The sequence below is a fragment of the Nocardioides sp. AE5 genome (genome assembly GCF_031844485.1).
Taxonomy (GTDB): Bacteria; Actinomycetota; Actinomycetes; order Propionibacteriales; family Nocardioidaceae; genus Nocardioides.
Genome location: NZ_JAUZVI010000003.1, coordinates 137,219 through 149,650, shown reverse-complemented (window position 1 = coordinate 149,650; position 12,432 = coordinate 137,219). Strand labels below are relative to the sequence as shown.

Sequence of the window (12,432 nt, the reverse complement as noted above, 5' to 3'; positions counted from 1 at the left end):
GCCCCCTTGTGAGATCAGAAGAGGTCATGTGACCGCCGACCAACCCGTGCCCACACCCTGCCAGAAACGCAGGCTGCCGGTGGCCGAAATGCAGTAAACAGGCGTGGTCTCCATCGCGCCGCAAACCCTTTCCAGTCATCCGCGTTGGATAGGGATACTGCGTTATCCCTATCCAACGAGATTGGACAGCAAGGGTTCGCTGCCCAGGTCAGTCCTCGAACGCCTCCGGCGGCGGGCACGAGCAAACCAGGTTGCGGTCGCCGTACGCCTGGTCGATCCGTGCCACCGGCGGCCAGTACTTGTCCGGGTCGGCGCCGGTCGGGAAGACCGCGGTCTCGCGGGAGTAGGCACGCTCCCAGTCACCGACCAGGGCACGCGAGGTGTGCGGGGCCCCGCGCAGCGGCGAGCCCTCGGGGGTCCAGGTGCCGTCGGCAACCTGGTCGATCTCACCCCGGATCGCGATCATCGCCTCGATGAAGCGGTCGATCTCCGCCAGGTCCTCGGACTCGGTCGGCTCCACCATCAGCGTGCCGGCGACCGGGAACGACATCGTCGGGGCGTGGAAGCCGTAGTCGATCAGCCGCTTGGCGACGTCATCGACGCTCACGCCGGTCTCCTTGGTCAGCCCACGCAGGTCGAGGATGCACTCGTGGGCAACCAGTCCGTTGTGGCCTCGGTAGAGCACCGGATAGTGCTCCTGGAGCCGCGTAGCGATGTAGTTGGCCGCCAGCACGGCGACCGCGGTGGCCCGGGTCAGGCCTTCGCCACCCATCAACCGGATGTAGGCCCAGGAGATCGGCAGGATGCCGGCGGACCCGTACGGCGCGGCGCTGATCGGGCCGATGCCCTCCTGCTTCGCGGGCTCCGGGTGGAGCGCATGCGAGGGCAGGTACGGCGCCAGGTGCTCGCGGACCGCCACCGGTCCGACGCCGGGGCCACCACCGCCGTGTGGGATGCAGAAGGTCTTGTGCAGGTTCAGGTGCGAGACGTCGCCGCCGAACTTGCCGGGCCGGGCATAACCGAGCAGCGCATTGAAGTTGGCGCCGTCGACGTACACCTGTCCCCCGTGCTCGTGCACCAGGCGGCACAACTCGGTGATGCCCTCTTCGTAGGCGCCGTGGGTGGAGGGATAGGTGACCATGATCGCGGCCAGGTTCTCCCCATGCTTCTCGCACGCCGCGGCCAGGTCGGCCAGGTCGACCGAGCCGTCCTCGGCGGCCTTGACCACCACCACCTTCATCCCGGCCATCACCGCGGAGGCGGCGTTCGTGCCGTGTGCCGAGGAGGGGATCAGGCAGACGTCGCGGTGCGTGTCGCCGTTCGCGTGGTGATAGCCACGGATCGCGAGCAGGCCGGCGAGTTCACCCTGGGAGCCGGCGTTGGGCTGGATCGAGACCCGGTCATAGCCGGTCACCTCGGCCAGCCAGCCCTCCAGGTCGGCCACCAGGCGCCGGTATCCCTCGGCGTCGGCGGCCGGCACGAACGGGTGCAGGTCGGCGAAGCCGGGCAGGCTGATCGGCTCCATCTCGGTGGTGGCGTTGAGCTTCATCGTGCACGAGCCGAGCGGGATCATCCCGCGGTCCAGTGCGTAGTCGCGCGCGGAGAGCCGGCGCAGGTAGCGCAGCATCGCGGTCTCGCTGTGATGGGTGTTGAAGACCTCGTGCCCCAGGTACGCCGTGGAGCGGCGCAGCGCTTCGGGCAGCGCGTCGCCGGTGGTCCGGTCGACCTCGGCGATGTCCACGGAGTCCTTCGCGATCCCGAAGGCTTCCAGCAGCGCGGTCAGGGTGGCCCGCGTGGTGGTCTCCGAGGTCGAGAACCCGACGGTGTCGGCGTCGACGCGGCGCAGGTGGAGCCCGAGGTCGCGGGCCCGCTCGACCACCTCGTCGGCGCGGCCGGGCACGACCACGCCCACGGTGTCGAAGAACTCCTCGGCGACCAGACCCAGGCCGGCATTGGCCAGGGCACGTGCAGCCACGGCGGCGTACCGGTGGGTGCGCTGCGCGATCGAGCGCAGGCCCTCTGGGCCGTGGTAGACGGCGTACATCCCGGCGACCACGGCCAGCAGCACCTGGGCGGTGCAGATGTTGGAGGTCGCCTTGTCACGGCGGATGTGCTGCTCGCGGGTCTGCAGGGCCAGCCGGTACGCCGGGCGCCCCTCGGCGTCGACCGAGACCCCGACCAGGCGCCCGGGCAACTGGCGCTCCAGACCGGCGCTGACTGCCATGAACCCGGCATGCGGGCCGCCGTGGAAGAGCGGTACGCCGAAGCGTTGCGAGGAGCCAACGACGACGTCAGCGCCCAGTCCCCCGGGCGCCTCCAGCACGGTCAGGGCGAGCAGGTCGGCGGCGACCACGGCCAGGGCGTTCCGCTCGTGGGCGGCCTCGATGACCGGGCGCGGGTCCAGGATCCGGCCCGAGGCGCCGGGATACTGCACGACGACGCCACAGAGTTCGCCGTCGGGCAGTCCGTCGGCGAGGTCGGCGACGACGACCTCGATGCCCATCGCCGCGGCGCGGGTGCGGACCACGTCGATGGTCTGCGGCAGCGCATCGGCGTCGACCACGAACGGGCCACTGGCCTTGCGGTTGCCGCGACGGACCAGGGTCATCGCCTCGGCCACCGCGGTGCCCTCGTCGAGCAGCGACGAGTTGGCGACCGGCAGGCCGGTCAGGTCCGCCACCATGGTCTGGAAGTTGATCAGTGCCTCGAGGCGGCCCTGGGAAATCTCGGGCTGGTAGGGGGTGTAGGCGGTGTACCAGCTCGGGTCCTCGAGCACGTTGCGCCGGATCACCGGCGGGGTCAGGGTGCCGTGGTAGCCCAGTCCGATCAGGGACTCCCCGGGGGTGTTGGCCCCGGCCAGGGCGCGCAACTCGGCGGCGACCGCGGCCTCGGTGGCTGCGGGGGGCAGGTCCAGTGCGGCGTCGGCACGGATCCCGCCGGGGACGGCGGCGTCCATCAGCGCGTCCAGGCTTGGCTGGCCCAGGTGCTCCAGCATCGTGGCGATGGCATCGGCGTCGGGGCCGATGTGGCGCTCGGTGAAGGGCAGCGCGGCGTCGAGGTCGGTCAACGACGGGTGATCGGACACAGGGTGGCTCCAGGGGACGGGCGGAAGGGGTCGGTACTTCGCGCCTCCCCCTCTGTCGACCCCAAGGTCTCCAGAGTTGCCAGCTCCGCACGGTCCTTGGCGCCTGAGAGGTTCCGGGGAGGGGTTGCCCCTTCGGCGCTCCCCCTCGGCCGGGGCCGGGAGGAGACTCTCCCGTGCGGGATTGTCAGCGGCGTCAATCTATCACCGCGAACAGCACGACGGCCCACCATCGGTCGATGGTGGGCCGTCGTCGAGTCGTGTGGGTCTCAGCCGATCTTGCGTGCCGCGCGACGGGCAGCGAGCTCGTCGGAGGCGTGGGCCTGCGCGGGCTCCTCCTCGGCGCGCTCGCTGGGCAGCTCGGCCAGGGAGCCCTCGATCTCCCGCCAGACGCCGCCGATCGCGATGCCGAAGACGCCCTGCCCGCCTTGGAGCAGGTCGATCACCTCGTCGTTGCTGGTGCACTCATAGACCGTCGCCCCGTCACTCATCAGGGTGACCCGGGTCAGGTCTTCGGTGCCGCGCTGGCGCAGGTGCTGGACGGCCGTGCGGATCTGCTGCAGCGAGACACCCGCGTCGAGCAGTCGCTTGATGATCTTGAGGACCAGGATGTCGCGGAACGAGTAGAGCCGCTGCGAGCCGCTCCCCTTCGCTCCCCGGACGGTCGGCTCGACCAGGCCGGTCCGGGCCCAGTAGTCGAGCTGGCGGTAGGTGATGCCAGCGGCGTTGCAGGCCGTCGGGCCGCGGTAGCCGAGGTCACTGGGCAGCGGCGAGACGTCGTCGGTGAAGAGCAGTCCCTGCTCGTCTGCCATGCCTGCGGCTTCCTGCGCGGCGTGGTCCACCGCGTCCTTCTCGTTGAATCCCACGTTCGACCCTCCGGTCAGTTACTCCGTTGAGCGTAACTCCCGAGGGGGAAGGCACTGCGGGCCGGGTAGCGGACCACAGCGGTGGAGTTACAACGGAGACACTTCAAGGTAAGGCCCCGCGCCCGGATGGTCAACGCGCCACGCGGCGTGTCGAAACCCTCAACCTCAACTTGAGGTTCAGGCTTCAGGGCCGCTCTCGAAGTCCTCCGGGGTGACATGGTCGAGGAATTCGCGGAACCGTTCGACCTCGTCCTCCTGCTCGTCCGGCACCGCCAGGCCGGCCTCCTCCAGGACCCCCTCGTCGCACACGATCCGGGTGCCGGTGCGCAGCGCCAGGGCGATCGAGTCCGAGGGACGGGCGCTGACCTCGATGCCCGACTCGAAGCAGAGCAGGGCATAGAAGACCCCGTCGCGCATGTCGGTGATCCGGACCTCGTCCAGCACGTTGCCGGTCTCGTCCAGGATGTTCTTCATCAGGTCGTGGGTCAACGGCCTCGGTGGCACCACGCCCTGCTGCGCGAACGCGATCGCGGTGGCCTCCACGGCGCCGATCCAGATCGGCAGATAACGCTCGCCGTCGGACTCCCTCAGCAGCACGATCGGCTGGTTCGAGGGCATCTCCACCCGGACCCCGACGACATCGACTTCACGCATGCCACCACCCTACTCGGCGGTGGATCAGGACCGCAGGCCCTTCTTCACCAAGGTGGCGTGCAGCTTCACCGACAGCGCCGCGATCTCGGCGACCGCGTCCTCGGCACGCGCCCGGGCACTGGCATCACGACCACCGCGCACCGGCGCCACCACCTGCTCGACCAGCCCGACCTCACGATCCGCAGCCGTGCGGAAGGCACGCAGGTGGCGCGGCTCGAGGCCGAAGCCGGCCAGTTCCGCGGCCGCGCGCGCCACGACCAGGTCATCGGCGTCGAAGTGGCCCGTGCGGCTGGCCCGGAGCAGGCCGAAGCTCTCCAGCTGGGCCAGGAAGTCGTCCTCGATGCCGACGACCTTGAGCAGTTCCTTGCGCGAGACCCGCAGGTCGGAGGTGCTCCGGAACGACTCCACCGACGGCAATCCGTCGCCGGCCAGCGCGACCGTCGGCACCCGGGGTCCCACCTCCTCGATGGCGGGCGGCTCCAGCCCCCGGTCCATCGCGTCGAGGTGCTCCCCGATCACCTTCAATGGCAGGTAGTGGTCGCGCTGCATCCGCAGCACGTAGCGCAGTCGCTCCACGTCGCGCCGGGAGAACTTGCGATAACCGGCCGGCGTACGCTCCGGCTCGATCAGGCCCTTGTCCTCGTAATAGCGGATCTTGGAGTGCGAGATCCCCGGGAAGTCAGGCGCCAGCTCGGCCAGCACCTGCCCGATGTTCATCCGGCTCCGGGAGGAAGCAGCGGGTGTCGCCACGATCAGGCGTTCTCGCTCGCATGCCCGGCGAAGTAGACCAGGCGATACTTCCCGATCTGGACCTCGTCGCCGTCCTGCAGGGTGACCTCGTCGATCCGGTCCCGGTTCACATAGGTGCCGTTGAGGCTGCCCGCGTCCGAGACGGTGAAGCCGCCACCGACCCGGGTGAACTCGGCGTGGCGCCGCGAGACCGTCACGTCGTCGAGGAAGATCTCGCTCTCCGGGTGGCGCCCGGCGCTGACCAGCGACTGGTCGAGGAGGAAGCGCGATCCGGCACTCGGGCCGCGCTGCACCACCAGGAGCGCGCTGCCCGCCGGCAGGGCGTCGACGGCAGCCGACTCGGCCAGGTTGAGCTTGCGGTCCCCGGTCTCACCGCGCTCGGGCGTCGAGAAGGTGATCGTCGCGGTCGACTCGGTGGCGGACTCGGGCGCAGCGTCGGTGGTCACGAGCTTGTTTCCGCACTGGGCACAGAACCGCGCGTCGTCCGGGTTCTTCTGTCCGCAACTGGTGCAGAACGGCATCGATGGCTCCAGGAATTCGTGGGGGTACGTCGTTCTCATCAACCCACAACGTGGGGTCGAGGTTGATGGTTCCCAACCTATCAGCCGTCCAAGGTCTCCTGATAGGAATCGGCATCCATCAGCGCCTCGAGCTGGGCCGGGTCGCTGAGCTTGACCTCGAAGAGCCAGCCACCGTCGTACGGCTCGGAGTTGACCAGCCCGGGCGTCTCGTCGACGGCGCCGTTGATGGCCACCACCTCGCCGGAGACCGGGGTGTAGACGTCGTTGACCGACTTGACCGACTCCAGCTCCCCCACCGCGCTGTTGGCCTCGATCGTGTCGCCGACCTCGGGGAGCGCGACATAGACGATGTCGCCGAGCGAGTCCTGGGCGAAGTGGGTGACGCCGATCCGGACCGTGCCGTCGGCGCCCTGGCGGACCCACTCGTGCTCGGCGCTGTACTTGAGGTCTTCGGGATACAAGGCGTTTCCTCTCGGAGTTCCGGTTGCGTGGGGAAGGCTACTGCTAGGAGCGGGGTTGTGCGAACCGTGCGTCCGGCTCGTCCACGACGGTCTCGATGATCACCTCGGTCATCTCCTCGAAGGTGACCGTGCCGCCCTCGTCATCGACGCTCTCGGTCGGGCCCCCCGGGAAGTCCAGCGAACCGGCCAGGGTGCGGGGCTCGCCGATCACGTCCAGCACGTACGGCGCCTCCAGCAGCTCGCCGTCGATCTCGATGCCCAGGTCGGTCTCGTTCACGTGGCTCTGGGCCACCAGCCGGATCCGGTCATTGAACTCTATCGACTCGGCGCCGGCGGCCCGCAACTCCTGGATCGCGTCCAGCAGGGTCCGCGCGGAGACCTGCCCGAGCGGGTCGGTGATGGTGATCCGTACGCCGGGGCCCTTCACCGGCAGGGTGCCGGCCAGGATGCCGAAGACCTGGGCGTCGTTGCGCGCCTGCTCCAGCGCCGCCTGGCGGCTCGAGGACTCGTTGCGCAACTCCTCGCGCAGCCCGGTGAGTCGCTGGATCTCGGCGTCAGCGCGCTGGGAGCTGCCCGAGAGGCCGTCGAAGACGCGGATCAGGTCCGCCTGGCGCAGGCCGGTGTAGTCGTCGTCGCGCTCGTTGGACTGCACCTGGGTGGTCGCGGCGAACCCGACCGCAGCGAGCATCACCGCGACCAGCAACTGTCCCCGCGACGGGCGTCCGGTCAGCGCGCGGCGGAAGCGGGCCCGGCCCAGGTCGCTGCTCGGGACCGCGCCGGCCTTGCCTTCGGCGGCGGGCGTCTCCGGTCCGGTGCTCGGCTCTGTCTGCTCAGGCATGGAACAGGTGCCTCCGGATGGCCGCGACGTTGGAGAAGATCCGGATGCCCAGGACGACGATCACGCCGGTGGCCAGTTGGCCGCCCACGCCGAGCTTGTCGCCGAGGAAGACGATGCCGGCGGCGATCACCACGTTGCTGATGAAGGAGACCACGAAGACCTTGTCGTCGAAGATCCCGTCGAGGAAGGCACGCAGCGCACCGAAGACCGCGTCCAGGGCGGCCACCACGGCAATCGGGAGATAGGGCTCGAGCCAGACCGGCACGTCGGGCTGCAGGATCAGCCCGAGGACCACTCCGACCAGGAGTCCCAGTGCAGCAATCACGGTGTTCCTTCCAGCCAGCCCGGCGGCCGCTTCGTGTTGACTTCTGCGGATCGTAGCCGGGGACCCCGCGCCGCACCGATCACCAACCCCTGCGCGTTCTGCATCTGGTAGTCGAATCCATAGCCATTGGCCAGCGCATTGAACTGCATCCCCGAGGCGGATTCGACGAAGAGCGACTGCAGGGTGTTGGGGTCACCGATGGCCAGAACGACGTACGGCGGCTTCAGCGGCTGGGCCTTGATGTGCACCGCGACACCGACATTGCGGATCCCGGTCAGCACGGTGAGCCGGTGGCCGTTGATCGAGATCGCCTCGGCACCTGCCGCCCACAGTCCGTCCACCAGGAGGGCCAGGTCCTCGTCGCGCACCCGCCCGTCGGCGCTGCCGTCCGGGGAGTCGTTGACCGTGATCCGTACGCCGTCGCCCTGCACCGTGGTGTAGCCGCTGAGGATCCGCTTGTCGGCGATGGCACTGTTCACCGCGCGCTCGGCGTCGCGGGTGGCCTCGACCTCGGCATCCAGTTCGCGTTGCGCGGCGCGCAGTTCGCTGACCCGCTCCTGGCTGGTCGCCAGCGTGGCGCGCTGCTGGTTGATCGAACTGATCAGCCGCTGCCGCCCGGCCTCGTTGTCCTCGGCGTTGCGCTCGGTCTGCACCAGGGCGACCATCAGCATCAGGCCGAAGATCGCGACCACGATCGCCGCGTTGCGCAATGAATGGGGGCGGCTGGTCTCCTCCCCCGTGGCGGCCTTGCGGTCGGCGACGTGCTGATAGTCACCGTCCATGCTCTGCACGGTGATCCGGGTGAGCAGTGGCATCACCACGTGCTCGGGAAGCTTCCGCTGCTCAGCCACCGGGGGCCTCCCGTACGCCGGCGGGGGCACCGCGTTCGGTCTCGCGCAGCAGGGTCCGCACCTGCCATGCGTAGAGGATCCCGGCCCACCAGTAGAGGCCGATCCCCCAGAAGGCGAACGCCCAACCGAACACCTCGGCCAGGCTGGCGATCCGGCCCTCGCCGTCACCGAGCAGCAGCAGCGGGAAGGCATAGAGCAGGTTGAAGGTGGCGGCCTTGCCGAGGAAGTGGACCGGCAGGGCGCTGTAGCCCCGCGTGCGCAGGAACGGGACCAGGCCCCACAACAGCAGGTCGCGCAGCGGCAGAAGCAGCGCGACCCACCACGGGATGACGTCGCGCAGGGCCAGGCCCACCACCACGGCCAGGATGTAGAGGCGGTCCGCGACCGGGTCCAGGATCTCGCCGAGCTTGGAGTACTGGTCCAGGCGCCGCGCCAGGTAGCCGTCGGCCCAGTCGGTGACACCGGAGACCATCAGCAGCGCGAGCGCCCAGGCGTCGGCCTCCGGACCGAGCACCAGCCACAGGAAGAGCGGCACCCCGGCCAGGCGCAGCATGCTCAGGACGTTCGGCACCGTCCAGACCTTGCTGGTGCGCTGCTGCTCGTCCTGCACGGGGCCTATGTCCATCTCTCGCTCGGGGTTGCCGGGACAACCCTAGGGCACGCCCCTAGTCCGTGTTGGCTGCCTCGCCAGCGTCCTCGAGGTGGGCTGCGTCCCGGATCTCGCCGACGAGCTCCTCCAGGACGTCCTCCAGCGTGGCCAGCCCCAACGTCCGCCCGTCGACGTCGACCACGCGGGCCATGTGGGCGCCCTTGTGTTGCAGGGTCTCCAGTGCGTCGTGGAGCACGTCGGTGGGACGGACCGAGGCGAACGGGTGGATCCACTTGTCGTCGACCTTGCGCTGGCGCCGTTCGGGGTCGGACTCGAGGACGTCCTTGATGTGCAGATAGCCGATCAGGTCGTCCCCGTTGCGGACCGGGAAGCGCGAATAGCCGGTCTGCGCGCAGATGTCCTCGACGTCGGCCACGGTGCATCCGCGGGGCAGCGTCGCCAGGGTGTCCAGGTCGATCATCACCGACTCAAGGGTCCGCTCGGTGAAGCCGAGGGCGCCGGCCAGGCGGTCGTACTCGTCCTCGTGGAGCAGGCCCTCGCCACGCGACTCCTCGACCAGGGCCGCGACCTCCTCGCGGGTGAAGGTGGAGGTGACCTCCGCCTTCGGTTCGACCCGCATCAGGCGCAAGGTGACGTTGGCGATGGCGTTGAGTGCCACGATCACCGGGCGCAGCACGGTGACGATCGCCATCATCGGCGGGCCCAGGACGATCGCGGAGCGCTCCGGGCCAGCGATGGCGATGTTCTTCGGCACCATCTCGCCGAGCACCACGTGCAGGTAGACCACGATCATCATCGCGATCACGAAGGCGATCGGATGGAGCAGGTCACCGGGCACGCCCAGCTTCTCCAGGCCGGGCTCGATCAGGTGCGCAACGGCAGGCTCGCCCACCGCGCCGAGGCCCAGGGAGCAGATGGTGATACCGAGCTGGGCTCCTGCCATCACCAGGGACACGTTCTCCATGGCGCGCAACGTGGTCCGCGCCATCGAGCTGCCGGCCTGGGCCTTCGGCTCGATCTGTGTCCGGCGGGCGGAGATCAGTGCAAACTCGGCGCCGACGAAGAAGGCGTTGAAGGCCAGCAGCAGTACGGCGACCAGCACCGCGACCCAGTCAGCCATCGGACTCCCCCTCTCCCTCGGTGCGGGTCCAGAGCCTGATCCGGTCGACGCGACGACCGTCCATGTGTTCGACCTTGAGCACGGCCGTCACCCGGGGCAGCGGCTCGTCCTCCTCGTCGAGCACGACGGGCAGCGGCACCTCGACCTCGTCGCCTGCGACCGGGATCCGGCCCAGTTCGCGCAGCACGAGTCCGGCGATCGTGTCGTAGTCGTCGCTCACCGGCAGGTCGATCCCGGTGACGTCCTCGACCTCGTCGGGGCGGAGCAGCCCCGACAGCGACCAGGCACCATCCCGGCGTTGGCGGGCCCGGGAGCCGAGCCGGTCGTGCTCGTCGGCGATGTCGCCGACGATCTCCTCGACCACGTCCTCCAGGGTCACGATGCCCGCCTGGCCGCCGTACTCGTCCAGCACGACGGCCATCTGGAACCCGTCGCGGCGCAGCAGTGCCAGCAGCGGGTCCAGGCGCAGCGAGTCCGGGACCACGATCGGCTTGACCATGATGTGCTTGATCCGGGTGGTGGCCCGCTCGTGCAGCGGCAGCGCCACTGCGTGCTTGACGTGGACCGTGCCGACCACGTTGTCCGCATCGTCGAGCACCGGGAACCGCGAGTGGCCGGTCTGGCGGGCCAGGTCGATCACTGCGGCCGCGCGTTCGGTGGCCTCCAGGCTCGAGGTGCGCACCCGGGGCGTCATGATCTCGCCAGCGGTCCGGGTGCCGAACTCCACCGAGCGCTCCATCAGTTCGGCCGTGTCGGCGTCGAGCACGCCCCGGTCGGCCGAACGCGCGATCAGCGACGCGAGCTCCGTGGTGGTCCGCGCCGAGCGGAGCTCCTCCTGCGGCTCGATCCCCATCCGGCGGATCAGCCAGTTCGCCGAGCCGTTCAGGACCCGGATCGGGATCGCGATCGACGCGGTGAAGGTGCGCTGGGGCAGCGCCGTCGCCTTCGCCGTGGCCAGGGGCCGGGCAATGGCCAGGTTCTTCGGGACCAGCTCACCGAAGATCATGGTGAGGGCGGTGCTCAGCACCAGGGCGATGGTCAGCGCGGTCGGGCGCACTGCCCCGCCCGGTACGCCGAGCGCCTCCAGCGGATCGCGGATCAGCGCGGCGATCGCGGGTTCGGCCAGGAACCCGATCGCCAGGTTGGTCACCGTGATCCCGACCTGCGCACCGGAGAGTTGTGTGGAGAGCGACTTCAGTGCCTTCTGCACCGCCATCGCGCCGGGTTCACCGTCGGCGACGGCCTTCTCCACCACCGAGCGGTCGACCGTGACCAGCGAGAACTCGGCGGCAACGAAGACGCCACAGGCCAGCATCAGCAGCAAGGCCGCGGCGAGCAGGATCCATTCGATCATCGGTGCCCTCCCCCGTGGTGCGCGGGATCAAGGGGCAACGGACTTTGAGACTCCATGGGCGGTGCGTCAACTGCCTTCGGGTGGGGTGCAATGCCGGCAACAGCGTAGCGAACCAGCCATGGATCACCCAGTGCCGCTGGCTTCGTCCACGGCCAGGACGACCGACGCCACCCCGGCAACGGTGGCCACGGCCAGTGTCGTCCAGGCCCAGCCGGGAGCCCAATGCCCCAGCCGCATCGTTGCCACCAGCAACGAGACCAGGTGGAGGGAGACCAGGGCCACCCACGGCCACGGCGTACGGCGGATGCCGAGCGCTGCGGCCAGCAGCAGCACCGGGGCGAGCAGGAACCACACCACCCACAGCGCCAGCCACATTTCCCCGAGGTTGACCAGGGTGGTCATCACCCAGCGCGGCGAGAGGCCGCTCCGGGCCAGCAGCACGGGCGCCGCAACAGCGGTGAGCAGCACGGGTGCTGCGCTGATCCGGAACGGGATCAGTCGGCTTCCGCCACGCCCGCGATGCACGAGTGGCCGTCCTTCGACTCGACCAGGACCTTGAAGAACATCCGGTGCCCTTCCAGTTCGCCGTCATCGCTGGTGACCTCGACGTGGAAGGAGCCCTCCTCCTCGCCGGTGACCTTCGAGATCTCGTAGGTCACCTCCGGGTCGTCGGTGCCGGCCTTCTCGCGTGCCTGGCCGAGGAGCTCGTCCAGGTCCGCCCGGTCCTTCTCACTGGGCGCTTCGCAGAGGAGCTCGATCCCCTTGTCGATGTCGAGGTCCTCGGCCGCTTCCTGGGCGCGGTCGGCAACCTCCTGGACGCTGTCCGGCTTCGAGTCCGAGAGTGCCCAGACCAGGGTGCCCACGATGAGCAGCAACACCAGGACGGCGCCACCGACGATCCAGGGCAGGAGGTTGCGCCGCGGCGCTGCCGGTTGCTGGCTGGGATGGGGCTGGGGAGGGAAAGTGCTCACTTGCCGCAATTTACCCCGGACCAGCCCAC

General features: G+C 69.5%; 14 protein-coding genes and 1 riboswitch. All 14 genes read right to left on the bottom strand.

Annotated elements, in window-relative coordinates; all coding sequences use genetic code 11:
- Positions 1 to 208 precede the first annotated feature (208 nt).
- Positions 209 to 3,085 carry an aminomethyl-transferring glycine dehydrogenase gene (gene gcvP / locus Q9R27_RS06500; RefSeq protein ID WP_311251533.1) on the bottom strand — a complete coding sequence of 959 codons (2,877 nt, stop codon included), beginning with the start codon at positions 3,083 to 3,085 and terminating at the stop codon, positions 209 to 211.
- A gap of 80 nt (positions 3,086 to 3,165) precedes the next feature.
- A riboswitch (glycine riboswitch) is annotated at positions 3,166 to 3,269 on the bottom strand.
- An 82-nt stretch (positions 3,270 to 3,351) separates the two neighbouring features.
- A complete protein-coding gene (locus Q9R27_RS06495) occupies positions 3,352 to 3,894 on the bottom strand; it encodes a MerR family transcriptional regulator (RefSeq protein ID WP_311251743.1) in 543 nt (180 codons plus the stop codon).
- A gap of 231 nt (positions 3,895 to 4,125) precedes the next feature.
- Positions 4,126 to 4,602 carry a bifunctional nuclease family protein gene (locus tag Q9R27_RS06490; RefSeq protein ID WP_311251532.1) on the bottom strand — a complete coding sequence of 159 codons (477 nt, stop codon included), beginning with the start codon at positions 4,600 to 4,602 and terminating at the stop codon, positions 4,126 to 4,128.
- Positions 4,603 to 4,626: 24 nt separating this feature from the next.
- A complete protein-coding gene (locus tag Q9R27_RS06485; protein ID WP_311251531.1) occupies positions 4,627 to 5,352 on the bottom strand; it encodes a MerR family transcriptional regulator in 726 nt (241 codons plus the stop codon).
- Positions 5,353 to 5,354: 2 nt separating this feature from the next.
- A complete protein-coding gene (locus tag Q9R27_RS06480; RefSeq protein ID WP_311251530.1) occupies positions 5,355 to 5,873 on the bottom strand; it encodes an FHA domain-containing protein in 519 nt (172 codons plus the stop codon).
- 80 nt (positions 5,874 to 5,953) lie between these two features.
- Positions 5,954 to 6,334, bottom strand: a complete 381-nt coding sequence (gcvH, locus tag Q9R27_RS06475) for a glycine cleavage system protein GcvH (protein WP_311251529.1) — start codon at positions 6,332 to 6,334, stop codon at positions 5,954 to 5,956.
- 43 nt (positions 6,335 to 6,377) lie between these two features.
- Positions 6,378 to 7,172, bottom strand: coding sequence for a DUF881 domain-containing protein (locus Q9R27_RS06470; RefSeq protein ID WP_311251528.1), 795 nt, complete (start codon positions 7,170 to 7,172; stop codon positions 6,378 to 6,380).
- The gene (locus Q9R27_RS06465; protein ID WP_311251527.1) at positions 7,165 to 7,497 is read right to left on the bottom strand and encodes a small basic family protein; all 333 of its coding nucleotides are present in this window, start codon (positions 7,495 to 7,497) and stop codon (positions 7,165 to 7,167) included. Before Q9R27_RS06465 ends, Q9R27_RS06470 begins: the two co-directional genes overlap by 8 nt.
- Entirely contained in the window at positions 7,494 to 8,348 is an 855-nt protein-coding gene (locus tag Q9R27_RS06460; protein WP_311251526.1) for a DUF881 domain-containing protein, read from the bottom strand. The genes Q9R27_RS06465 and Q9R27_RS06460 overlap by 4 nt, the downstream gene beginning before the upstream one ends.
- Entirely contained in the window at positions 8,341 to 8,973 is a 633-nt protein-coding gene (locus Q9R27_RS06455; protein WP_311251525.1) for a CDP-alcohol phosphatidyltransferase family protein, read from the bottom strand. The genes Q9R27_RS06460 and Q9R27_RS06455 overlap by 8 nt, the downstream gene beginning before the upstream one ends.
- 40 nt (positions 8,974 to 9,013) lie before the next feature.
- On the bottom strand, positions 9,014 to 10,078 hold the full coding sequence (locus Q9R27_RS06450; protein ID WP_311251524.1) for a hemolysin family protein: 1,065 nt from the start codon (positions 10,076 to 10,078) through the stop codon (positions 9,014 to 9,016).
- Positions 10,071 to 11,432 (bottom strand): hemolysin family protein, encoded by a 1,362-nt coding sequence (locus Q9R27_RS06445; RefSeq protein ID WP_311251523.1) that lies wholly within the window; start codon positions 11,430 to 11,432, stop codon positions 10,071 to 10,073. Before Q9R27_RS06445 ends, Q9R27_RS06450 begins: the two co-directional genes overlap by 8 nt.
- 123 nt (positions 11,433 to 11,555) lie before the next feature.
- Positions 11,556 to 11,957 carry a hypothetical protein gene (locus Q9R27_RS06440; protein WP_311251522.1) on the bottom strand — a complete coding sequence of 134 codons (402 nt, stop codon included), beginning with the start codon at positions 11,955 to 11,957 and terminating at the stop codon, positions 11,556 to 11,558.
- Positions 11,927 to 12,403, bottom strand: a complete 477-nt coding sequence (locus Q9R27_RS06435; RefSeq protein WP_311251521.1) for a hypothetical protein — start codon at positions 12,401 to 12,403, stop codon at positions 11,927 to 11,929. Before Q9R27_RS06435 ends, Q9R27_RS06440 begins: the two co-directional genes overlap by 31 nt.
- Positions 12,404 to 12,432 lie beyond the last annotated feature (29 nt).